Raw genomic sequence first — 24,508 nt, 5'->3', positions numbered from 1 at the left:
AAGAAACGATAATAATAACACGGCCTGCCGCAATCGTAAGAATGAGACAGGCCGTAAAGTTTGGCGAACAATAGATGGAACGTTAGTCTTGCTGATTAACCTTGCGCTCAAGCGATTTCAGACGCTTGCTCATATCATCAATGTTCATCACCAGTGCAGCGGTTTTGCGCCAGACTTTGTTGGGTTGCAGCGGAATGCCTGAGGAATAGACGCCAGGTTCAGTAATAGGACGCATCACCATACCCATGCCCGTAACCGTCACTTTATCGCATATTTCCATATGCCCGTTGATTACGCTGGCACCGCCGATCATGCAGTAACGACCAATTTTCAGGCTGCCCGCCATAATGACGCCACCGGCAACCGCCGTATTGTCGCCAATCACGACGTTATGTGCAATCTGACACTGATTATCAATGATCACGCCATTGCCGATCACCGTGTCATCCAGCGCGCCGCGATCGATGGTAGTACAGGCACCAATCTCCACGCGATCGCCAATAATCACGCGACCAATCTGTGGGATCTTCACCCAGTTACCACGATCGTTGGCATAGCCAAAGCCGTCTGCACCGATCACAGTTCCGGATTGGATCAGGCAATTCTGACCGATCTGGATCTCATGGTAAATGGTTACGTTCGCCCAAAGGCGCGAACCTGCGCCGATTTTGCTGTTTTTACCAACGAAGCAACCGGCACCGATAATCACGTTATCACCCAGCTCAACGCCGGACTCAATGACCGCGTTAGCGCCAATTGAGACGTTGTTACCCAGCTTCGCCGTTGCATCAATCACCGCACTTGGTGCAATGTTCTGCGCGGGCTGCGGCGTGGTATCTAAAATTTGCGCCATGCGCGCGTAAGTCAGGTAGGGATTCTTCACTACCAGTGCGGCACTTTTCGCGAAAGGAAGATCGTCCTGGGTCATCACAACCGCGGACGCCTGGCACAAGCCTAAATATTCACGGTATTTAGGATTAACCATGAACGTAATATGACCTGTTTGTGCAGATTGCATGGACGCAACGCCGGTGATGACGATATCGCCATCACCGTGTAGTTCTGCATCCAACTGCTGCGCTAAATCAGCCAGTCGAATTGAAGGCATTACTTATTTAACCTGTTTCAGTACGTCGGCAGTGATGTCTTTTACATCGCTGCTGTTGTAAGCAACGGCGTTTGCATCAACAACCAGATCGATGCTCTGGCTGCTGGCAACGGATTTCACAGCAGTCTGGATACGAGTAACCAGTTTGCCGCGTTCTTCGTTGGAACGACGTGCGCGATCTTGTTCAAAAGCCTGCGCTTTCTGAGCAAAAGTCTGGCGCTGAGCCATCACGTCTTTTTCCAGCTTAGTACGATCGCTACCGGCTTTCATGGACTGCAGCTTTTTCATTTTAGCCTGCAGATCGGTTTCCATACGCTGCAGTTCGCTGGCACGGCCTTTGAACTCATTTTCCAGCGTGTTAGAAACACCGGTTTTCTGTGCTACCTGCTGGAACAGGCTACCCATATTGACGATTGCAATTTTGTCAGCCGCCTGAGCAGAAGTTGCCAGTGCTAAACCGAGACCTGCAGCTAATAACCACTTTTTCACAATAAACTCCTTACCATCCCATTTGCACCGGAAGGTGCAGTTCTTTGCGTGGCCCGGCGATCTTATAAAGATCGCCAAAAGTCATCGCTACACTACCACTACATTCCTTTATGGAGAACACTTACCAGGTTTTACCAATGTTAAACTGGAACTGTTCTGCTTTGTCTCCATCGTACTTTTTGAACGGCTGGGCGTAGGAGAACACCAACGGCCCCAATGGGGACATCCATTGTAATGCGATACCCGCAGACATACGGATATTGCTTGGATCACTATAGTCCGGATATCCAGAATATTGGCTGGAATCCCAGTTTGTATCCCAAACAGTACCCATATCCCAGAAGAAGGAAGTGCGGACTGAGTTAGCATACTTGTCGCTAATGAACGGTGTCGGGGTGATGAGTTCGAGGCTGGCAACCGCCATGGCGTTACCGCCTACAGCATCATCCGATTTACACAGATCTTTTGCGCCGTCCTGAGTCGCACATTCGTAGTCGTAGTCCGGATCATAATTACTGGCCTGATGCGGGAAGTAAACCGCTTTCGGACCAATGGTGTTGGACTGGAAGCCACGCACGGTGCTGGAACCACCGGCATAGAAGTTTTCATAGAACGGCATCTCTTTGCCGCCTAAGCCATCACCGTAACCCCAACGAGTACGGCCCAGCACAACCCATTTGTGATCGTCGTCGATCGGCACATAGGTCGCCGTGTCTAACGTCACTTTGTAGTATTCGTTATCCGATCCCGGAATGGTCACTTTACCCGTCAGGTTGACACGCGAACCATCCGTCGGGAAGTAACCACGGTCGAGCTTGTTATAGGTCCAGCCATAGTTGAACGTGAAGTCGTCCGTTTTGAAGCTGTTATCTTGATCAGAGGTGCTCGGATGTTCACCCATAGAGTAGAGATAACGCCACATCGCGACCTGCGGCTGCATGTTAGACAAGGAGTTATGTACATAACCCAGACCTGCACGCAGCGAGTTGTATTCGTTAACCGGGAAGCCTAACGTCACGTCTGTACCATAACTCTTGTTGGTATAGTCGGACAGGTCGGCGTCATCTGCCTGGAAGTCATTATAGAAGACACGACCACCAAGGCTTACGCCATCTACAGTGAAGTATGGGTTGGTAACGGACAGTTCAGCATAGGTCTGGTAATCGTTTTTAGTACCGTTAATACCAACAGCATAACCCGTACCTAACCAGTTATCCTGCTGTACGCCCGCCTGGAAGCTCACGCCACTTTCTGTACCGTAACCAATACCGAAGTTGAAGCTACCGGTGTTACGTTCTTTGACCTTGTAAACCACATCAACCTGGTCCGGACTACCCGGGACACGTTGGGTATCGGTATCAACCGTTTCAAAGAAGCCCAGACGATTCAGACGTTCTTTACCCTGATCAACCAGATCGCTGCCTAACCAGGCACCTTCCATCTGGCGCATTTCACGGCGCAGGACGGCATCTTTCGATGTGTCGTTACCTTCAAAACGGATCTTACGCACGTAGAAACGGTTACCCGCATCGACATTCACACGTAATTTAACGGTTTTGTCGGCATCGTTAATTTCAGGCATCGACTGTACGCGCGGATAGGCATAACCATAGCGACCGAGAAGCTTTTTAATATCATCTTCCATTTTGGTCACTTTGGTGCCGTTATACAGCTCACCCGGCTCGATTTTCGTCAGTTGCTCAATTTCAGCGGAGTGGCCGGCAAGATTGCCGCTCACTTCAACACCAGAGAGCTTATACTGATCGCCTTCGGTGATGTTCACCGTGACGTAGATACCTTTCTTATCCGGCGTCAGACTGACCTGAGTCGAGTCAATGTTGAAACGGGCATAACCGCGATCCAGATAGTAACTGCGCAGGGTTTCAAGGTCGCCCGCCAGTTTCTGTTTCTGGTATTTACGATCACCTACCACGTTCCACCACGGCACTTCGTCACGCAGTTGGAAATGAGAGATCAGTTCGTCGGTGGTGAAGGCATGGTTACCAACAATGTTGATTTGCTGGATTTCTGCTGACACACCTTCCTGGAACACCAGTTTAAGGTCAACACGGTTACGCGGCAGTGGTGTCACGACAGCTTTTACGCTGGCGCTGTATTTACCGACGCTGTAGTAGAAGTCTTCCAGACCTTTTTCGATATCAGCAATGGTGGTGCGATCAAGAGATTCGCCCACACGCACGCCAGAAGCCTCGAGGTTTTGCTTCAGCATGTCATCTTTCACCGATTTGTTACCGGAGAAAGTGATGCTGGCAATGGTCGGACGTTCTTTTACCTGAACCAGAAGGGTATCACCATCACGAAGGACGCGAACATCCTCAAAGTTGCCGGTAGCAAACAGAGCGCGAATGGTATTACTGATATCTTCATCATTAACCGTGTCGCCTGTGCGCACCGGCATACTGAGGAGGGCCGCACCAACGGCGACACGCTGAAGGCCTTCGAAATGAATGTCTTTCACTACGAACCCTTCAGCACCGTATACGGTGGCGCTGCTAAACAGCAGCGACGCTATGAGCAACTTTTTCATCGCCATCGTTATTATGCGTTCTTCCTAACTAACTCTCATAACCGAGAGAAATCATTGAAAAGTGCAAGCCCCATTAACAACACCAGCAGAATCGAGCCAATGCGATAACAAAAGTCTTGAACCCGCTCGGATACCGGTCCGCCCTTGATCTTTTCGATCGCAAGGAACAGCAGATGCCCCCCGTCAAGTACGGGCAACGGAAACAGGTTAATTATCCCTAAGTTCACGCTAATAAGCGCAAGAAACGGCAGATAATAAACAACCCCGAGTTCCGCTGTCATCCCAGCCCCCTTGGCGATAGAGATCGGCCCACTGAGGTTGTTCAGTTTCACATCACCGGTGATCAATTTTCCCAGCATACTGACCGTCAGCTTCATCAACTGCCACGTTTTGTCCGTGGCTTCGACGATGGCGTTGAACGGCCCATACTGGCGTACAACTTTATACTCATCTGGCAAAGGAATGACTTTCGGCTCAATACCGACAAAGCCAATCGCCTTGCCATTACCCGGTTTGCTCTCCGGGACTAATGTTAAAGACAAGGGACTCCCCTGCCTTTCAATTTCCAACGCTAAGGCTTTACCCGGGTTATCCCGGACAAGCATCACAAACGCCACCCATTGCGTTAATGGCTGACCATCGACTTTAACGATCCTGTCGCCTGCTTGCAAACCCGCCTTGCTTGCCGCTGAGTTTGGCTGCACATTTTCCAGTACAGGTTCAATTTGCGGCCCACGGGGACGAATCCCCAAAGAAGATACAGGATCTTCTTTATCAGGCTCAAACGCCCAGTGACGTAAATCGAGCCTTACATCGCGTCGCTGGTCGCTGCCGAATGGTGCTACGGTAACGGTGGTACTTTCATCGCCAATTTTATCGACCAACTGCAAACGCACAGCATCCCAATCAGGCGTTTCGATACCATCAACGGCTTTTAGTTCCGTACCTGGTGCAATTTGTGCTTGCGCAGCTATCGAGTTGGGCAATATTTCGCCAACCACCGGACGAACACCAGGCACGCCAATGATAAAAACCAGCCAGTAGGCAAAGATAGCAAAAATGAAGTTTGCAACCGGACCTGCGGCTATAATCGCCGCACGTTGGCCGACAGATTTATTATTGAAGGCCTGGTGGCGGAGTTCCGGAACAACCGGTTCTGCGCGCTCATCCAGCATTTTGACATAACCGCCCAACGGGATCAGGGCGATGACATATTCAGTGCCTGACTTATCAGTCCGGCGCCAGAGCGCCTTACCAAAGCCTATCGAGAATCGCTCAACGCGGACACCACAACGCCGGGCAACCCAGAAATGACCAAATTCATGCACGGTGATAAGCACACCCAGTGCAACGATGAACGAAGCCAAATCCCAGAGAAAACTCAGCATAATACCTTCCGTCAAAGCGTCCTGAATACCAGCAACAACAGACAAGCAAAGACCGGCACCGCAGCCGTCAGGCTATCAATACGATCCAAAATACCGCCGTGTCCTGGAATTAAATGACCGCTGTCCTTAATTCCTGCTTCACGCTTAAACATGCTCTCGGTCAAGTCGCCTAACACTGAGGCTAACGCCGCGACAATAGAGCAAATGAGTAAGGTGATAGGTGCAACGTTCAAATTCGCCCACATGCCGTAACCCCATGAGATTACCGCTGCGGTCGCGAGTCCGCCAATAAAGCCCTGCCAGGTCTTGCCTGGAGAAACCTTCGGTGCCAACTTATGTTTGCCAAACAATTTGCCAAACATATATGCGCCAGAGTCGGCTCCCCAGACCAGGATCATGACATAGAGCAGCCATATCGCGCCACTGTAATGATTCTCGTCATAGTGCCATGTCCGTAACGCCAGCATGCCCCAAAAGAAGGGAACAATGGTTAATACACCAAAGATAATGCGCAATGTTTTGGAGTTTCGCCAGATTGCCGCAGAACCGGGGTAGAATAACACCAATAACAACGCAGCAACCCACCAGCCAAGCGAAGCCCAAAGCGAGACTTCAACCAGCGGTTGATGGATATTTCGGTGATATTCTGGCAACAGAAAAAGCATCAGCGCCAGCAATAACCCGCACAGCACCGCCAGCCATACCCGCTGCGAGCGAGTGGTAAAACCGCTAAGCTGTCCCCATTCCCACGCTGCCAGCATACAGACCACCAGCGTAACAATAGCGAACCCCACCGGCGGCAACAGAAACAGTGCCGCGATGACTACGGGTATTAAAACAAAAGCAGATATCAGGCGATACTTCAGCAAAAGCGACCCCCATCAGGCTGTTTCATCACCAGGCTCGGTGCCGCCGAAACGACGCTCTCGATTAGCAAAGGCATTTAACGCCCCTTCAAAGTCTTGTTCATCGAAATCGGGCCAGAGAACATCTGTAAAGTAAAGTTCGGCATAGGCAATTTGCCAAAGCAAAAAGTTACTAATGCGATGCTCTCCCCCAGTCCTAATTACTAAATCTACAGGGGCCAGTTCATGCATACAGACATGCTGGTTTAGCATCTCTTCATCTATCTGATCCGGTTGCAGATTTCCTTGCTGCACCTTTTCAGCCAGTTGCCTGACGCCCTGGACTATATCCCAACGTCCACCGTAGTTCGCCGCAATATTCAACGTCAGACCGGTATTCCCGGCAGTTAACGCTTCAGATTTACGAATACGTTCTTGCAAACGCGAGTTAAAGCGACTGGTATCGCCAATAATACGCAGACGCACGTTATGCCGATGCAGGCTTTTTACTTCGCTATCAAGCGCCCACACAAACAGTTCCATTAACGCACTGACTTCCTGCGCTGGTCGGTTCCAGTTTTCACTACTAAAGGCATACAGCGTTAACGCCTCAATACCGTTGTTGGCCGCAAAAGAGACCGCCCGACGGACCGATTTAGCCCCGGCTTTATGCCCGAAGGCACGAATTTTCCCTTGCTTTTTTGCCCAGCGCCCGTTGCCATCCATAATGATCGCGACATGGCGACAGCCATGAACTGGCAATTTTTCGCTAAGTGGTTGAGTAGCAGACAACATCACGCGTTTCTTATTCCCTGAAAGGGTTTACGGTACTCAGGAATACTGAAGCCTATACAAAAAAAAGCCGTGTCAAACCACGGCATACCTGACCTTAGAAAGCCAACTACTTACGATCAGATGGCGCAGACTATATCACTGAAGCCCTACGCTAACAAATAGCACGACTCTCTGTAGCCGGATTATCCTCAGCTTGCGAGACGCATCACCTCTTTTCTGGCGACCTCGCGCGCATTGACATCAACAGACAACACATCGTCCACGCATTGTGGTTCGCGCATATCCATTTTTTCCAGCACGGATAAATTCAACGCGGCGATATCCGTAAAACGAATCCGTTGCGCAAGGAAGGCTGCAACACTAATTTCGTTTGCGGCGTTCAATGCCGTCGTCGCAGCCTGGCCTTGTTCAAACGCATCCATCGCCAGTTTCAGACATGGATAACGTTCATAATCCGGTGCGGAAAATGTCAACGCACTCAGTTTGCAAAAATCGAGCGGCTTCACGCCAGAGTTCACGCGATTCGGCCATGCCATGGTGTGGGCAATTGGCGTTCGCATGTCGGGTTCACCCAACTGCGCCAGAACACTGCCGTCCTGATAACGCACCATTGAGTGAATCACTGACTGCGGATGAATCAGCACTTCCATCTGGCTGGCGCAGGCGTTAAACAACCAGCGCGCTTCAATGTATTCCAGACCTTTGTTCATCATGGTGGCCGAATCGACGGAAATTTTACGTCCCATCGACCAGTTCGGATGACGACAAGCTTGATCTGGCGTCATTGTTGCCAAATCACGCAATGGCGTCTCACGGAAAGGGCCACCAGACCCGGTAAGTAAAATGGACACCACGCCATTTTGCTCAAGGTCAGCGTATCCCAGATTGTGCTGAATAGGTTGCGGTAAACTCTGAAAAATGGCGTTGTGTTCGCTATCGACGGGTAATAACTGCGCTTTGCTCTGCTTTACGGCGTCCATGAACAGACGTCCACAAGTGACCAGTGATTCTTTGTTTGCCAGCAGTATGGTTTTACCCGCGCGGATCGCGGCAAGCGTAGGTAGCAGGCCTGCGGCACCGACAATCGCAGCCATCACCTGATCAACATCGTCAAGCGCCGCCATATCGCAAGCAGCCTGCTGGCCACTTAAGACTTCGGTGCGGCTACCTTGTTGTTGTAGCGTCGTTTTAAGAAGTTTCGCACTCGCTTCATCGTCCATAACAGCATAGCGGGGAGAGAATTCCAGGCACTGTTCTACCATGCGAGTGACATTTTTTCCTGCCACCAGCGCAACTACGCGGAAGTGTTCGGGATTATGGCGCACCACGTCCAGCGTGCTGCAACCAATCGAGCCGGTCGAGCCCAGAATGGTGAGTTGCTTCATGAAACATCCAGAGTTGAGACAGAATAAAAAGCAAAACGCCGCCAGCCGATCCGCAAGGATCTACTGAGCGGCGTTTTTGTCGTTCAAGAAATCAGAACTGCATCAGTTCTGCTTCTTTGTCTGCCAGCGCCGCTTCAATTTTCTTGATTGCAGCGTCAGTCAGTTTCTGTACATCGTCTTGAGAACGGCGATCATCATCTTCGCTGATCTCTTTTTCTTTCAACAGTGCTTTCACTTTGTCGTTCGCGTCACGGCGCACGTTACGCACCGCAACACGTGCTTGTTCTGCTTCACCACGAACGATTTTGGTCAGATCTTTACGACGTTCTTCCGTCAGCGGAGGCAGTGGAACACGAATGTCGCTACCCGCAGAGTTCGGGTTCAGGCCGAGGTCGGACGCCATAATCGCTTTTTCAACGGCCGGAGACATTGAACGATCAAACACGTTGATTTTCAGTGTACGGGAATCTTCTACCGTTACGCTTGCCAGTTGACGCAGCGGCGTCGGCGTGCCGTAATATTCCACGACAATGCCATCCAGCAGGCTGGGAGAAGCACGACCCGTGCGTATTTTGCTGATTTGGGTTTTGAACGCTTCTACGCATTTGTCCATGCGTACTTCAGCATCTTTTCTGATATCGCTAATCACGTTACGAATCCTTGAAAACTTGTCTCAGTCAGACCAGACAGTCACACACAGTGGAAGTGTGCTAAGTATAGCCCTGATTAAACATATTACGGGTAATCGTCTGGATTATTAGACTATTTTATTTGCCATTTTGACCCTGGGCAGTGCTCGCAATCCTCACGTACTTTTGTACGCTCCGGTTGTTGCGCGCTGGCCGTGACCAAACTGCCTGAAACAATAACGCCTTATAATCAGACTTACGCCCCCGCGATACTTATGCGGAATCTTACCCTTATTTATCCATTACGGGAATTATTCCGTAATCAAAGTCCCTTCTTTTTCACCCATTACCACACGGCGCAGCGCACCCGGTTTGTTCATGTTGAAAACACGAATCGGTAATTTGTGGTCACGAGCCAGCGTAAAGGCAGCCAGGTCCATCACTTTCAGTTCTTTCTCCAGCACTTCACTGTAGGTCAACTGCTCGTACATAGTTGCAGTTGGATCTTGCGCTGGGTCAGCGGTAAACACACCGTCAACTTTGGTTGCTTTCAGCACCACATCGGCTTCAATTTCGATACCACGCAGGCAAGCTGCAGAGTCAGTGGTGAAGAATGGGTTACCAGTACCGGCAGAGAGGATCACCACACGGTTATTACGCAACAGGCTGATAGCTTCGGCCCAACTGTAGCTGTCACACACGCCATTCAATGGAATAGCGGACATCAGACGAGCGTTCACATAGGCGCGGTGCAGTGCATCACGCATTGCCAGGCCGTTCATCACGGTCGCCAGCATGCCCATGTGGTCGCCCACAACGCGGTTCATACCCGCTTTCGCCAGACCAGCACCACGGAACAGGTTACCCCCACCAATCACCACACCAACCTGAATACCCAGTTCAACCAGTTCTTTGATTTCCTGAGCCATGCGATCCAGTATGCTTGCATCAATACCGAAGCCTTCAGTGCCCTGCAGAGCTTCGCCACTTAACTTAAGCAGAATGCGTTTATAGACGGGTTTTGCATTGGTAGCCATGTTTCTTTCCTGAGACTGTCAACGATTGAAATGAATTAATACTGGCGACATTGTACGTCGCTTTTCAGCGCAGCCCCATAAGGGTTAGCTGAATTTACAAGATGGGCGCAAAAAGAAGCCGCCCTCAGGCGGCTCCTTTTCGATAATTAAGACTGCTTGGACATCGCAGCAACTTCTGCTGCAAAGTCAGTCTCAACTTTCTCGATGCCTTCACCCACTTCGAAGCGGATGAAGCCAGTCACTTCAGCGTTATGCTCTTTCAGCAGTTGACCAACAGTTTTTGCCGGTTCCATAACGAACGGCTGACCGGTCAGAGAAACTTCGCCGGTGAATTTCTTCATGCGGCCTTCAACCATTTTCTCTGCGATTTCTTTCGGCTTACCAGACTGCATCGCGATGTCCAACTGTACCTGGTATTCTTTCTCTACCACTTCAGCGGATACGTCTTCCGGTTTGATGAATTCTGGTTTGCTTGCAGCAACATGCATAGCGATGTGTTTAACCAGCTCTTCGTCAGCGCCTTTAGCAGCAACCAGAACGCCGATACGCGCGCCGTGCTGATAAGAACCCAGAACGTCGCCTTCCAGCGCAGCAACACGGCGAATGTTGATGTTTTCACCGATTTTCGCTACCAGCGCAACACGTTCTTCTTCGAACTGTGCTTTCAGAACTTCAACGTCAGTGATTTTGCCAGCAACCGCTGCGTCCAGCACTTTGTCTGCGAACGCCTGGAAACCAGCATCTTTTGCCACGAAGTCAGTCTGGCAGTTAACTTCCAGAATGATGCCGTAGTTGCCGTCGATTTTGGTTTTGATCACGCCGTCAGCAGCAACGTTGCCTGCTTTTTTCGCTGCTTTGATCGCACCAGACTTACGCATGTTTTCGATTGCCAGCTCGATGTCGCCGTTAGCTTCAGTCAGTGCTTTTTTGCAATCCATCATGCCTGCGCCAGTACGCTCACGCAGCTCTTTTACCAGGGATGCGGTAATTTCAGCCATTCTAAAATCCTCGGAGATGTGATCTGCCCGGAATTAAACCGCACAGATATAAAAGTGAAAAAGGGGGCCATATGCAGGCCCCCTAACCAAACGTGTACTACCTGGTCTATAAGGGCTCTCCCCTTCATATTTCAAGCTGCAGGCGCGTTGTCTTCGCTCGCTCACTCAGGTCACTTACTTAAGTAAGCTCTCTGGGATCCTCGAGCTTGCCGCCTTCCTGCAACTCGAACTATTTCGGGGGAGTTATCAAGCCTTATTACTCAGCTTCTACGAAGCTTTCTTCCGCCTGGGAAGCCAGATCCTGAGAACGGCCTTCACGAACGGTTGCAGCAACAGCGCCCAGGTACAGGGTTACAGCACGGATTGCGTCGTCGTTACCCGGGATAACGAAGTCAACACCGTCCGGATCAGAGTTGGTATCAACGATAGCAAATACCGGAATACCCAGGTTGTTTGCTTCTTTGATAGCAATGTGTTCGTGGTCAGCATCGATTACAAACAGAGCGTCCGGCAGACCGCCCATGTCTTTGATACCGCCCAGGCTGTTTTCCAGTTTCTCCAGCTCACGAGTGCGCATCAGCGCTTCTTTCTTGGTCAGCTTGTCGAAAGTACCGTCCTGAGACTGAGTTTCCAGATCTTTCAGACGTTTGATGGACTGACGAACGGTTTTCCAGTTAGTCAGCATACCGCCCAGCCAGCGATGGTTCACAAAGAACTGGTCGCAGCTCAGAGCAGCGTCTTTCACCGCTTCGCTTGCAGCGCGTTTAGTACCAACGAAAAGGATTTTACCTTTGCGAGAAGCAATCTTGTTCAGTTCAGCCAGAGCTTCGTTGAACATCGGTACAGTTTTCTCAAGGTTGATGATGTGAACTTTGTTACGCGCACCGAAAATGAACGGCTTCATTTTCGGGTTCCAGTAACGGGTCTGGTGACCGAAGTGAACACCAGCCTTGAGCATGTCGCGCATGGAAACAGTTGCCATGATTAAAACCTCTATATAAAAGTTGGGGTTATGCCTCCACGTATCCCATATTACCGACCCCAAAGGGCACCCCGGAATATGTGCCGATACGTGTGTGTTGTTACACAAAGTGAGATTGTCGCTTCCGTCCAGTCTGTGTATACGAAATGGATCGGAAGTCCGGCGCGCTTTATACCACAAATACGCCGTGGACTCCAATAATTGTTGGTGCGGTGTACAACATCACACGATGAATTTTCTATTACAGGAAACCCTCGGTGGCACGTTTCGCGAAGTTCAGAATGATTCTCAATTTGGCAGGGTGTGATACCATTGACAGCACTTAAATATATATTGTCGGTATCACCGACGCTGATGGACAGAATTAATGGCTATCTCAATCAAGACCCCTGAAGATATCGAAAAAATGCGCATCGCTGGCCGCCTGGCTGCCGAAGTGCTGGAAATGATCGAACCGTATGTTAAACCGGGCGTCAGCACCGGCGAACTGGATCGCATCTGTAATGATTATATTGTTAATCAGCAACACGCAGTTTCTGCCTGCCTCGGCTATCACGGTTATCCGAAATCCGTTTGCATTTCTATTAATGAAGTGGTGTGCCACGGTATCCCGGACGACGCCAAACTGCTGAAAGACGGCGACATCGTTAACATTGACGTCACCGTAATCAAAGATGGTTTCCACGGCGACACCTCAAAAATGTTTATCGTCGGTAAACCGACCATCATGGGCGAACGCCTGTGTCGCATTACGCAAGAGAGCCTGTATCTGGCGCTGCGTATGGTAAAACCGGGCATTAATCTGCGTGAAATCGGCGCGGCAATTCAGAAATTTGTCGAAGCAGAAGGCTTCTCCGTCGTTCGTGAATATTGCGGGCACGGCATTGGTCGCGGCTTCCATGAAGAGCCGCAAGTGCTGCACTATGACTCCCCAGAAACCAACGTCGTGCTGAAACCGGGGATGACCTTCACCATCGAGCCAATGGTCAACGCGGGTAAAAAAGAGATCCGCACCATGAAAGATGGCTGGACGGTAAAAACCAAAGATCGCAGCTTGTCTGCACAATACGAGCATACTATTGTAGTGACCGATAACGGCTGCGAAATTCTGACGCTACGCAAGGATGACACCATCCCGGCGATAATCTCGCACGACGAATAAGAGGAAGACAAACGCAAAATTGCCTGATGCGTCCTACCTTCTCCATTTGCAAGAAGTTGTAGGCCGGATAAGGCGTTCACGCCGCATCCGGCATGAACAAAGCGTACTTTGTCAACAATCTGAAGCCGGCGAATGCCGGCTTTTTTAATGCGATAATTTAATCTTATGGGTGGCGCACAATGAATACCCTTCCAGAACAGTACGCAAACACCGCTCTCCCCACCCTTCCCGGTCAACCGCAAAACCCTGGCGTCTGGCCCCGAGATGAATTAACCGTCTGTGGAATAAAAGCCTATATCGACACTTTCCAGCGTTGGCTGGGCGATGCCTTTGACAGCGGGATTTCTGCGGAACAATTGATTGAGGCGCGCACTGAGTTTATCGACCAGCTCCTGCAACGTTTATGGATAGAAGCGGGTTTCAGCCAGATTGCCGATCTGGCGCTGGTTGCCGTCGGTGGCTATGGTCGCGGCGAGTTACATCCGCTTTCAGATATCGATTTACTGATCTTAAGTCGTAAAAAACTCCCGGACGATCAGGCGCAAAAAGTGGGCGAACTGTTAACGCTGCTCTGGGATGTGAAGCTGGAAGTCGGTCATAGCGTGCGCACCCTTGAAGAGTGTATGTTGGAAGGGTTATCGGATTTAACCGTCGCCACCAATTTAATTGAATCACGTCTGTTGATTGGCGATGTGGCGCTATTTCTCGAACTGCAAAAGCATATTTTCAGCGAAGGATTCTGGCCTTCTGACAAGTTCTACGCGGCGAAAGTTGAGGAGCAAAACCAGCGCCACCAGCGTTATCACGGCACCAGTTACAACCTCGAACCAGATATCAAAAGCAGCCCCGGCGGCTTGCGTGATATCCACACCCTGCAATGGGTCGCCCGCCGACATTTCGGTGCTACATCGCTGGATGAAATGGTGGGGTTTGGCTTCTTAACGTCTGCGGAGCGGGCGGAATTAAACGAGTGTCTGCATATATTGTGGCGCATTCGCTTTGCCCTGCATCTGGTCGTTAGCCGTTACGATAACCGACTGCTGTTTGATCGCCAGTTAAGCGTCGCCCAGCGTCTGAATTACAGTGGCGAAGGTAACGAACCGGTCGAACGAATGATGAAGGATTATTTCCGCGTCACGCGTCGCGTCAGCGAACTCAACCAGATGCTGCTGCAACTGTTCGATGAAGCCATCCTCGCCCTCCCCGCAGATGAAAAACCACGTCCGATTGACGATGAATTTCAGCTACGTGGTACGCTGATCGACCTACGCGATGAAACGCTGTTTATGCGCCAGCCGGAAGCCATCTTGCGCATGTTTTACACCATGGTGCGCAATAGCGCGATCACTGGTATTTACTCCACCACGCTGCGTCAGTTGCGCCATGCCCGTCGCCATCTGCAACAACCGCTGTGTAATATTCCGGAAGCGCGAAAACTGTTTTTAAGCATTCTTCGACACCCTGGTGCAGTGCGTCGCGGACTTTTGCCAATGCATCGTCATAGCGTGCTCGGTGCCTATATGCCGCAGTGGTCGCATATCGTCGGGCAGATGCAGTTTGACTTGTTCCACGCTTACACAGTGGATGAACACACCATTCGCGTGATGCTGAAACTGGAAAGTTTTGCCAGTGAAGAGACGCGCCCTCGCCACCCGTTGTGTGTGGATGTCTGGCCACGCCTGCCATCGCCGGAGCTGATTTTCATCGCCGCATTGTTTCATGATATCGCCAAAGGACGCGGCGGCGATCACTCCATACTCGGCGCACAAGACGTGGTGAATTTTGCTGAACTCCACGGGCTGAACTCGCGCGAAACGCAACTGGTGGCCTGGCTGGTTCGCCAGCACTTGCTAATGTCGGTAACCGCTCAGCGCCGTGATATTCAGGACCCGGAAGTCATCAAACAGTTTGCCGAAGAAGTACAAACGGAAAATCGTCTGCGCTATCTGGTATGCCTGACGGTGGCTGATATTTGTGCCACTAACGAAACGCTGTGGAATAGCTGGAAGCAAAGTCTGTTGCGTGAGCTCTATTTTGCTACCGAAAAGCAGCTACGACGCGGAATGCAAAATACGCCGGATATGCGCGAACGGGTTCGCCATCACCAGCTTCAGGCGCTGGCTCTGTTGCGCATGGATAACATCGACGAAGAGGCGCTGCACCAAATTTGGTCGCGCTATCGCGCTAACTATTTTGTCCGCCATAGCCCAAATCAACTGGCCTGGCACGCGCGCCATTTATTACAGCACGATTTAAGTAAGCCGCTGGTATTACTTAGCCCGCAAGCCACGCGCGGTGGCACCGAGATTTTTATCTGGAGCCCGGACCGCCCATACCTGTTTGCCGCCGTTTGTGCCGAGTTAGACCGTCGCAATTTAAGCGTTCATGACGCGCAAATTTTCACCACCCGCGACGGTATGGCGATGGATACCTTCATCGTGCTGGAGCCAGATGGCAGCCCTCTGTCCACTGATCGCCATGAAGTTATTCGTTTTGGTCTGGAGCAGGTACTGACACAAAGTAGCTGGCAGCCACCTCAGCCGCGTCGTCAACCCGCCAAACTGCGTCATTTTACCGTTGAAACCGAAGTGACGTTTTTGCCAACCCATACCGACCGAAAATCATTCCTCGAGCTGATTGCTCTCGACCAGCCTGGACTGCTGGCACGGGTAGGGAAAATTTTTGCCGATCTGGGAATTTCGCTTCATGGTGCCAGAATTACAACCATTGGTGAGCGAGTAGAAGATTTATTCATAATCGCCACCGCTGACCGACGTGCACTTAATAACGAGTTGCAGCAGGAAGTACATCAGCGGTTGACAGAGGCCCTCAATCCAAACGATAAAGGGTGATGTGTTTACTGATATGAAAAGAGTTTAACAATGCAGCAGTTACAGAACATTATTGAGACCGCTTTTGAACGCCGTGCCGAGATCACGCCAGCCAATGCAGACACCGTTACCCGCGAAGCGGTAAATCAGGTGATCGCCCTGCTGGATTCCGGCGCACTGCGTGTTGCGGAAAAAATTTACGGTCAGTGGGTGACGCATCAGTGGTTAAAAAAAGCGGTGCTGCTCTCTTTCCGTATTAATGATAATCAGGTGGTAGAAGGAGCAGAAAGCCGCTACTTCGATAAAGTGCCGATGAAATTCGCCAACTACGACGAAGCACGTTTCCAGAAAGAAGGCTTCCGCGTGGTGCCACCCGCGGCAGTGCGTCAGGGTGCGTTTATCGCCCGTAACACTGTGCTGATGCCGTCTTATGTCAACATCGGTGCATACGTTGATGAAGGTACGATGGTTGATACCTGGGCCACAGTCGGTTCCTGTGCGCAGATTGGTAAAAACGTGCACCTGTCTGGCGGTGTAGGTATCGGTGGTGTGCTGGAGCCGCTGCAGGCTAACCCGACCATCATTGAAGATAACTGCTTCATCGGCGCGCGTTCTGAAGTCGTTGAAGGCGTAATTGTCGAAGAAGGTTCCGTTATTTCCATGGGCGTATACATCGGTCAGAGCACCCGTATTTACGACCGTGAAACGGGTGAAATCCACTATGGTCGCGTTCCGGCAGGTTCTGTAGTTGTTTCTGGCAACCTGCCGTCGAAAGATGGTAAATACAGCCTTTACTGTGCTGTTATTGTTAAGAAAGTTGACGCGAAAACCCGCGGTAAAGTCGGCATCAACGAACTGCTACGTACCATCGATTAAGAGTATGTACACGGGCAGCATGATGCTGCCCGTTTTCTTTGCAGGGAAAGATGATGATTTCACGCCGACGTTTTTTACAGGCTGCCACCGCAACGTTAGCCGCAGGCTCAGGTTTCGGCTATATACATTACCTGGAACCCGGCTGGCTTGAATTAACCCATCAGCACATCGCCTTTTTTAAAGATAAAGCCGCACCGTTCAAAATTCTTTTTCTTGCCGATCTCCATTACTCCCGCTTTGTTCCACTCACCCTGATATCAGAAGCCATTGCCCTTGGAGTGGCGCAAAATCCCGATTTGATATTGCTGGGCGGCGACTACGTACTATTTGATATGCCGCTGAATTTTTCGGCGTTTGGTGGCGTACTATCTCCCCTTGCCGAATGTGCGCCGACATTTGCCTGTTACGGCAACCACGATCGCCCCGTCGGTACGCAAAAGAATCGCTTAATTAGCGAAGCGCTGAAATCGGCTGGTATCAAGGTGTTGTTTAACGAGGCAACGGTTCTCTCCACACAGAATCGACAATTTGAACTGGTTGGCACAGGGGATTTATGGGCCGGGCAATGTAACCCTCCCGGCGTAAACGACGCTAATCTGCCACGGCTGGTGCTGGCACATAATCCCGACAGCAAAGAAGTCATGCGTGATGCCCCCTGGGATCTGATGCTGTGCGGTCATACTCATGGCAGGCAGCTACGCGTGCCATTGGTTGGCGAATCTTTTGCACCAGTCGAAGATAAACGCTACGTCACCGGGTTAAATACGTTTGGTGAACGAAAAATCTATACGACCCGCGGCGTGGGAAGTTTGTATGGGCTGCGGCTTAACTGCCGTCCGGAAGTGACGATACTGGAACTGGTGTAGAACGTAAAATCTATCGCCAGAATAAAGCAGGTAATTTTTTAATTTTTACGCCATGATAGAAGTCTGGAAAAAGGCTTTCTGCGATCACAGTCGAGCCGGGCGGGCCAGGCCAAATGCTAAGATAAGCACAATTTACTGACTCATTTTGAGGTAACGCTATGTACGACAATCTGAAAAGTCTGGGTATTACCAATCCTGAAGAAATTGATCGTTACAGCCTCCGGCAGGAAGCCAACAACGATATTCTGAAAATCTATTTCCAGAAAGATAAAGGTGAGTTTTTTGCCAAGAGCGTGAAGTTTAAATATCCACGTCAGCGCAAAACGGTGGTTGCAGATGGTGTGGGTCAGGGCTATAAAGAAGTTCAGGAGATCAGCCCGAATCTGCGTTATATCATTGATGAGCTTGATCAAATCTGCCAACGCGATCGTAGCGAAGTGGATCTTAAACGTAAAATTCTCGATGACTTGCGTCACCTGGAGTCAGTGGTGACCAATAAGATCAGCGAAATTGAGGCGGATCTGGAAAAGCTGACACGCAAATAATAGTAACTGATGTCATTCTGCGAGCCGGGTAAAGTATCACCCGGCTTTAATTTTGTTATGAACCTACCGCTCTTCATCCAGTTGCAACGCCACATACAGCAACAGCCTGTCATCAAAATTACCCAAATCCAGCCCAGTCAATTCAGAGATACGGTTGAGACGATACTCCAGCGTATTACGATGGATAAACAACGCCTTTGACGTTGCCAGCGGCTGCACATTATGGCGAAACCACGCCGCCAGCGTACGCCGTAGCAAACCGTTATTATCCATCGCTTTGAGCCGTGCCAGAGGACGAGCCAGTTCGTTGGCTTGCCAGTCACCGCGCAAACTATCAAGTAAAACAGGCAACATCAGATCCTGATAAAAATAGCAGCGATTTTCTGGCATTCGCTGCTTACCGACGACCATCGTCGTTTTCGCCGTGCGATAAGAACGGGCAATACTGCCATGACCGGTAAAATAGTTACCCAGCGAAACGCGGAAACGTAACTGACCATACTCTTTCATGCGGGTAATGAGTTGTTCAACTCGCTTACGATGATCTTCCGCATCCCAGCGCCCAAACTGATTCAACGCCGGTTTTAGCACCACCATTTCAGTCAGCGAAACAATCGCAACCAGATTATTACGTTCCGGCATAGTCAGCGCGTTTTGCAGTTGCTGTAATTCCGCCATCGCGCTATCGACGCCAAGCTGACCGCTGTCGACCTCGACAATGGCTACTACGCGGGGTTGATTGAGATCGATGCCCAACCTCTGCGCCCATTCGGTTAATGCTGGCGTACTCTCCTCAGCCTGAATCAGATGCATCACCAGCTCTTCACGCAGTCGGCTATCCTGCGCCAGCAGGTGCATCAACCGTGACTGTTCCAGCATCATTTCTGCCGTCATACAGACCAGCTCGCCATATTTACGCAAATGCTCCGGTTCACCGGTCAGTCCGATCACGCCGACAATTTCGCCCTCAAGCCGTAACGGTAGATTGATCCCCTGTCGCACACCATGCAGATGGCGCGCCACGGCATCATCAATATCGACTACTCGCCCCTGCGAAAGTACCAGCAATGCACCTTCGTGCAATTCACCAATACGCTCACGATCGCCGCTGCCGATAATTCGCCCGCGAGCATCCATTACGTTGATATTGGTATCGATAATGCGCATAGTGCGCGCCACGATATCCTGCGCCATTTTGGTATCAAGATGCCAGCCAGCCATAAGCCCTCCGTTGAGCACGGTTTAGCATAAGGAAGTACGCAACGCACAGCATTGTGCAAATGCACAAAGGACAATGCAGAAATATGGAGTTGTGGAGGGAGTCACAAATTGAAAAGAGAACCCCTTCCCGTTTGCAGGAAGGGGTTGAGGGAGATTACTGCATTAACAGGTAGATGGTGCTGTCGCCGCGCTGAATGTTCAGTGCCAGAACAGACGGTTTGCTGTCGAGAACTTTACGCAGTTCAGCAATATTTTTCACTGCCTGCTGGTTCGCGCCAATAATCACATCACCTTTTTTCAGGCCGATCTGTGCAGCCGGAGTGCCCGTTTTCACGTTGTTCACTACCACGCCCTGATCTTTGCCTTTGTTGCTCATCTCTGCGCCTTCAATACCGTTGAAGATGGAGCTGGAATCAACCTGATTCTGGCTGCTCTGCTGCAGTTCCAGGTTCACGTTAACCTGCTTACCATCGCGCAGTAAGCCCAGGGTCAGTTTGCTACCCACCGGCATGGTGCCAACCTGGGCACGCAGCGCGGCAAAGCTGCTGATCGGTTTACCGTTCAGTGAGGTGATCACATCACCCGCTTTAATGCCAGCTTTCGCAGCGGAAGAGTTCGGCAGAACCTGACTTACGAAAGCACCGCGCTGGGCGTCAACTTTCATTGCTTTCGCCAGTTCAGAGTTCAGCTCGGTTCCCATAATACCCAGCTCGCCGCGTTTCACCTGGCCGAATTCCACCATCTGCGAGGTCAGGTTTTTCACCATGTTACTCGGGATAGCAAAACCGATACCGATGTTACCGCCGTCCGGCGCGAGGATCGCGGTGTTAATGCCGATCAGTTCGCCGTTCAGGTTAACCAGCGCGCCACCGGAGTTACCGCGGTTGATTGCGGCATCGGTCTGGATGAAGTTTTCGTAGTTTTCGGCGTTCAGGCCGCTACGTCCCAGTGCAGAGACGATACCGGAAGTTACCGTCTCGCCCAGACCGAACGGGTTGCCGATTGCTACGGTGTAATCACCTACACGCAGCGCATCGGAATCCGCCATCTTAATTGCAGTCAGGTTTTTCGGATTCTGGATCTGGATCAGCGCGATATCAGAGCGCGGATCTTTGCCAACCATCTTCGCGTCGAACTTACGGCCATCGCTCAGTTGAACTTTAATGACCGTCGCGTTATCAACAACGTGGTTGTTGGTAACAACATAGCCTTTATCGGCATCAATGATGACACCGGAACCCAGCGCCATGAATTTTTGTTGCTGACCGCCGCCGTTACCGCCCTGGCCACCCTGGCAGAACGGAGAACTCTGGAACGGAGAACCGTCCTGGCAGAACGGAGAATCATCACCGAAGAACTGCTGGAAATTACGCGGCATACGCGGCGTATTAACGGTTGTGCTACCTTCTACGTTAATGCTGACCACTGAAGGCATCACCTTTTCGAGCATCGGTGCAAGGCTTGGCATCTGCTGGGCTGTCGTTGCTGAAGAAGTCTCAGCCGCCGTTGCAGAGAGCGGAGATAACGCCAAACCTAAACTCAGAGCCAGTGCACTCAGTGCTAATGTGGTTTTTTTCATGTATTTCAGTCTCGATTAACAGATAACGCAAAATTGCTGTGTTCTTCAGATTCGTTTTATAGCGCGAAGTTCCGAACTAAAGTTTCTGCAAAAAGTAAAAATTTATTGTCCGTCTTTACAAAAGCCTGGTTATTGTTCTACAGCCATCAGACGCCGGTATTCATCCCACGCATAGAGGTCTGTCATACCGCTGATATAATCCTGTAGCAGGCGGCAGCGATAATAATATTCCCATAGAGGAAATTCAGGAGAATCTGACGATAATTTACTGACGGCCTCGACATAGGCCAGCCGATGGCGCGTGGAGAGCTTGTGGAATAAGCGCGATTCAATCGGGAAACGTTTCACCCGTTCTTTTTCTACCAGTTCAGTAAAGTCTGATAACGACAAACTTAATAAAGGACGATAAATCTCTAATAACCCACTAATCACCCGGTAGCCCTGTAATTCAAGCTGCTCGACATCTGGATGGCTAAATACATGTTTTACGGCGACATTTTTATATAACTTCAGAAGATCGCTACATTCACTGGCATCTTCCAACAGCGCATGATTAAACGTTCCGGCAAAAATCGTCGGTAAATTATCAATAAATCGTTGTGCCGCATAAGGCACCAGTTTATTGAGAGTATTAACCCGTAAATACATAAAAAACTGATCTTCCGTGCTGCGACTTAAGCTATTTGAGCGTGATTTTTCCCAGGCATTTTCTACTACCTGTGCAAACAGCGAACCTTTCTCATGCTGACCCCATGCCTCGTGGAGATGATGATAAAGCTGTTCAACGGTAAATATTCTTTTCTCAACCGCATCTTCAAGATCAGCCACACAATAAGAGATATCGTCGGCAGCTTCCATAATCCACGTTAATGGAAAACGACTGTAAAGAGCCAAATTAAGTTCTTTACGCAAACGGGAAATATAGACTTCTTCGGAAAGATAATAGCCCGGCTTTTTCATTAAATAGTTATGCGTCTCAGGCGTATCACCACGCCACCACGCCGGACGGGTATATTTTAAAATACCGCCAACCTGCGCCCAGGTGAGATTCATCCGCATCAATGTATGCACCAGGCGAATCCCCTGCGCATTGCCTTCAAAATGACATAAATCCTGACGAATTTTGCGCCGCAATTCATTAAGCGGTTCCTCTCCTTCCCTTAATCGCAACGTTGCCACACGACAGCGATCATCGGTCAGCGGCTGACTTTCGGCATCCCCCGGGTACAAACGCTGGCGAAACCAGTCATTAATCGCCGCTTCGCCAAAATGACCAAACGGCGGGTTACCGATATCGTGCATCAGGCATGACATCTCAACAATGCTTTCAAAGGGGCCGGTCAGCTCGTCCAGACCATACTCCTCCAACAATTTAAGCTCTTTCAGACGACTTAATATCTCTTTGGCGATATAGCGCCCTACCTGCTGCACTTCCATAGAGTGGGTAAGACGCGTGCGCACGGCGGCATTACGCTCAAGTGGGAAGACCTGGGTCTTTTGTTGCAGACGGCGAATTGCCGGGGAGTTGATAATACGTCCCCGATCGCTTTCAAAGATCCGCAGGATCTCATGCTCGGTTTTAACGCCCTGCGGTGAACGATAACGACGATGCCAGTTTATTTTTTTTCGGAAATCAATCTGTGTCATGTCCTCTCCCGCGTGAGAAATACGCTTCCCCTTAAGCGCATGATAAACTATGCCCTCAAATCGGGCTTATCGCGAGTAAATCTATGAAAATCGGCATCATTGGTGCAATGGAAGAAGAAGTTACGCTGCTGCGTGACAAAATCGAAAACCGTCAAACTCTCCGCCTGGGTGGCTGTGAAATCTACACGGGTCAACTGAACGGAACCGAGGTTGCGCTTCTGAAATCGGGTATCGGTAAAGTCGCTGCGGCGCTGGGTGCGACTCTACTGCTGGAGCACTGCAAGCCAGATGTGATTATTAACACCGGTTCTGCGGGGGGGCTGGCATCAACGCTGAAAGTAGGCGATATCGTTGTCTCTGACGAAACACGTTATCACGACGCCGACGTGACGGCATTTGGCTACGAATACGGTCAGCTACCTGGCTGCCCGGCAGGCTTCAAAGCTGATGATAAATTGATCGCGGCTGCCGAGTCCTGCATTGCCGAACTGAATCTTAACGCCGTGCGCGGTCTGATTGTCAGTGGTGACGCTTTCATCAACGGCTCCGTTGCTCTGGCGAAAATCCGTCACAACTTCCCGCAAGCCATTGCGGTAGAGATGGAAGCGACGGCTATCGCTCATGTCTGCCACAATTTTAACGTACCGTTTGTGGTGGTACGCGCCATCTCTGACGTGGCCGATCAGCAGTCTCATCTCAGCTTCGACGAATTTCTGGCCGTTGCAGCCAAACAGTCCAGCCTGATGGTTGAGTCACTGGTGCAGAAACTGACTCATGGCTAAGTCACTGTTCAGGGCGCTGGTCGCCCTGTCTTTTCTCGCGCCGCTGTGGCTCAACGCCGCGCCGCGCGTTATCACTCTTTCTCCCGCCAACACTGAACTTGCCTTTGCCGCCGGGATCACCCCGGTAGGGGTCAGCAGTTATTCCGACTATCCACCAGAAGCCCGGAAGATTGAGCAGGTTTCCACCTGGCAGGGGATGAATCTGGAGCGCATCGTGGCGCTGAAGCCCGATCTGGTGATTGCCTGGCGCGGGGGCAATGCCGAGCGGCAGGTTGACCAACTGATTTCGCTGGGAATAAAAGTGATGTGGGTCGATGCGACAAGCATTGAACAAATTGCTGATGCGCTACGCCAACTGGCACCCTGGAGCCCGCAGCCAGACAAAGCCGGGCAAGCCGCGCAAACCTTACTGGAACAGTATGCGCAACTGAAAGCGCAATATGCTGATAAACCTAAAAAACGTGTTTTCTTACAATTCGGCATTAATCCGCCGTTCACCAGCGGAAAAGAGTCGATTCAGAACCAGGTGCTGGAAGTTTGCGGCGGAGAAAACATCTTTAAAGACAGCCGGGTTCCCTGGCCGCAGGTTAGCCGCGAACAGGTATTAGCACGCGCCCCACAGGCTATTGTCATCACGGGCGGAGCGGATAAAATTCCTAAAATAAAGCAATACTGGGGCGAACAGCTCAAAATTCCCGTTATTCCTCTCACGAGCGACTGGTTTGAACGCGCAAGCCCACGTATTATCCTCGCTGCACAACAACTCTGTAATGCGCTTTCACAGGTGGATTAGCG

At 50.6% G+C, this 24,508-nt stretch carries 21 protein-coding genes; 7 read left to right on the top strand and 14 right to left on the bottom strand.

Annotated features, from left to right (window positions below; translation table 11 throughout):
• Window positions 1–82 precede the first annotated feature (82 nt).
• The 11 genes from lpxD to rpsB form a co-directional block, all read right to left on the bottom strand.
• Window positions 83–1,108 (bottom strand): UDP-3-O-(3-hydroxymyristoyl)glucosamine N-acyltransferase, encoded by a 1,026-nt coding sequence (gene lpxD / locus C7B16_RS02950; protein WP_107179338.1) that lies wholly within the window; start codon window positions 1,106–1,108, stop codon window positions 83–85.
• 3 nt (window positions 1,109–1,111) lie between these two features.
• Window positions 1,112–1,597, bottom strand: a complete 486-nt coding sequence (gene skp / locus C7B16_RS02945) for a molecular chaperone Skp (RefSeq protein WP_000758958.1) — start codon at window positions 1,595–1,597, stop codon at window positions 1,112–1,114.
• Window positions 1,598–1,718: 121 nt separating this feature from the next.
• Complete coding sequence (bamA, locus tag C7B16_RS02940; RefSeq protein ID WP_001240903.1) at window positions 1,719–4,151, bottom strand: outer membrane protein assembly factor BamA; 2,433 nt, start codon at window positions 4,149–4,151, stop codon at window positions 1,719–1,721.
• Window positions 4,152–4,180: 29 nt separating this feature from the next.
• Entirely contained in the window at window positions 4,181–5,533 is a 1,353-nt protein-coding gene (rseP, locus tag C7B16_RS02935) for a sigma E protease regulator RseP (RefSeq protein WP_000948226.1), read from the bottom strand.
• A gap of 11 nt (window positions 5,534–5,544) precedes the next feature.
• Entirely contained in the window at window positions 5,545–6,402 is an 858-nt protein-coding gene (gene cdsA, locus C7B16_RS02930) for a phosphatidate cytidylyltransferase (RefSeq protein ID WP_000922453.1), read from the bottom strand.
• Window positions 6,403–6,414: 12 nt separating this feature from the next.
• Window positions 6,415–7,173 carry a (2E,6E)-farnesyl-diphosphate-specific ditrans,polycis-undecaprenyl-diphosphate synthase gene (gene ispU, locus C7B16_RS02925; RefSeq protein WP_001517776.1) on the bottom strand — a complete coding sequence of 253 codons (759 nt, stop codon included), beginning with the start codon at window positions 7,171–7,173 and terminating at the stop codon, window positions 6,415–6,417.
• Window positions 7,174–7,361: 188 nt separating this feature from the next.
• Window positions 7,362–8,558 (bottom strand): 1-deoxy-D-xylulose-5-phosphate reductoisomerase, encoded by a 1,197-nt coding sequence (gene ispC, locus C7B16_RS02920; protein ID WP_105276092.1) that lies wholly within the window; start codon window positions 8,556–8,558, stop codon window positions 7,362–7,364.
• A 91-nt stretch (window positions 8,559–8,649) separates the two neighbouring features.
• Window positions 8,650–9,207, bottom strand: a complete 558-nt coding sequence (gene frr, locus C7B16_RS02915; protein ID WP_000622419.1) for a ribosome recycling factor — start codon at window positions 9,205–9,207, stop codon at window positions 8,650–8,652.
• Window positions 9,208–9,498: 291 nt separating this feature from the next.
• Window positions 9,499–10,224: a UMP kinase gene (pyrH, locus tag C7B16_RS02910; protein WP_000224575.1), complete on the bottom strand. Its 726-nt coding sequence runs from the start codon at window positions 10,222–10,224 to the stop codon at window positions 9,499–9,501.
• Window positions 10,225–10,370: 146 nt separating this feature from the next.
• Entirely contained in the window at window positions 10,371–11,222 is an 852-nt protein-coding gene (gene tsf, locus C7B16_RS02905; RefSeq protein WP_000818112.1) for a translation elongation factor Ts, read from the bottom strand.
• A 256-nt stretch (window positions 11,223–11,478) separates the two neighbouring features.
• On the bottom strand, window positions 11,479–12,204 hold the full coding sequence (gene rpsB, locus C7B16_RS02895; protein WP_000246882.1) for a 30S ribosomal protein S2: 726 nt from the start codon (window positions 12,202–12,204) through the stop codon (window positions 11,479–11,481).
• 367 nt (window positions 12,205–12,571) lie between these two features.
• Between rpsB and map the strand changes: the two genes are divergently transcribed.
• The 5 genes from map to C7B16_RS02865 all read left to right on the top strand — a co-directional run bounded on the left by map (window position 12,572) and on the right by C7B16_RS02865 (window position 18,484).
• Entirely contained in the window at window positions 12,572–13,366 is a 795-nt protein-coding gene (gene map, locus C7B16_RS02885) for a type I methionyl aminopeptidase (RefSeq protein WP_107179337.1), read from the top strand.
• Window positions 13,367–13,545: 179 nt separating this feature from the next.
• The gene (glnD, locus tag C7B16_RS02880; RefSeq protein ID WP_107179336.1) at window positions 13,546–16,218 is read left to right on the top strand and encodes a bifunctional uridylyltransferase/uridylyl-removing protein GlnD; all 2,673 of its coding nucleotides are present in this window, start codon (window positions 13,546–13,548) and stop codon (window positions 16,216–16,218) included.
• A 30-nt stretch (window positions 16,219–16,248) separates the two neighbouring features.
• Window positions 16,249–17,073 carry a 2,3,4,5-tetrahydropyridine-2,6-dicarboxylate N-succinyltransferase gene (gene dapD / locus C7B16_RS02875; RefSeq protein WP_107179335.1) on the top strand — a complete coding sequence of 275 codons (825 nt, stop codon included), beginning with the start codon at window positions 16,249–16,251 and terminating at the stop codon, window positions 17,071–17,073.
• A 53-nt stretch (window positions 17,074–17,126) separates the two neighbouring features.
• On the top strand, window positions 17,127–17,939 hold the full coding sequence (gene yaeI, locus C7B16_RS02870) for a phosphodiesterase YaeI (RefSeq protein WP_107179334.1): 813 nt from the start codon (window positions 17,127–17,129) through the stop codon (window positions 17,937–17,939).
• Window positions 17,940–18,097: 158 nt separating this feature from the next.
• Window positions 18,098–18,484, top strand: a complete 387-nt coding sequence (locus C7B16_RS02865; protein ID WP_000272188.1) for a DUF3461 family protein — start codon at window positions 18,098–18,100, stop codon at window positions 18,482–18,484.
• Window positions 18,485–18,547: 63 nt separating this feature from the next.
• On the opposite strand, the gene cdaR is transcribed toward C7B16_RS02865, so the two are convergent.
• The 3 genes from cdaR to dgt all read right to left on the bottom strand — a co-directional run bounded on the left by cdaR (window position 18,548) and on the right by dgt (window position 22,931).
• Complete coding sequence (cdaR, locus tag C7B16_RS02860; protein ID WP_000929415.1) at window positions 18,548–19,705, bottom strand: DNA-binding transcriptional regulator CdaR; 1,158 nt, start codon at window positions 19,703–19,705, stop codon at window positions 18,548–18,550.
• A 154-nt stretch (window positions 19,706–19,859) separates the two neighbouring features.
• Window positions 19,860–21,284, bottom strand: a complete 1,425-nt coding sequence (gene degP, locus C7B16_RS02855) for a serine endoprotease DegP (protein ID WP_001517772.1) — start codon at window positions 21,282–21,284, stop codon at window positions 19,860–19,862.
• Between the two features lie 129 nt (window positions 21,285–21,413).
• Entirely contained in the window at window positions 21,414–22,931 is a 1,518-nt protein-coding gene (gene dgt, locus C7B16_RS02845) for a dGTPase (RefSeq protein ID WP_000192051.1), read from the bottom strand.
• An 83-nt stretch (window positions 22,932–23,014) separates the two neighbouring features.
• Here dgt and mtnN point away from each other — a divergent pair, with 83 nt between their 5' ends.
• Entirely contained in the window at window positions 23,015–23,713 is a 699-nt protein-coding gene (mtnN, locus tag C7B16_RS02840) for a 5'-methylthioadenosine/S-adenosylhomocysteine nucleosidase (protein ID WP_000689856.1), read from the top strand.
• Window positions 23,706–24,506 carry a vitamin B12 ABC transporter substrate-binding protein BtuF gene (btuF, locus tag C7B16_RS02835; RefSeq protein WP_001129924.1) on the top strand — a complete coding sequence of 267 codons (801 nt, stop codon included), beginning with the start codon at window positions 23,706–23,708 and terminating at the stop codon, window positions 24,504–24,506. Before mtnN ends, btuF begins: the two co-directional genes overlap by 8 nt.
• Window positions 24,507–24,508: the final 2 nt, after the last annotated feature.

This window comes from Escherichia sp. 20412-1 (genome assembly GCF_003027595.1).
GTDB classification, from domain to species: Bacteria; Pseudomonadota; Gammaproteobacteria; order Enterobacterales; family Enterobacteriaceae; genus Escherichia; species Escherichia marmotae.
Note: the sequence above shows the minus strand (reverse complement) of the source record. Positions and strands in the feature narration are given on the sequence as shown.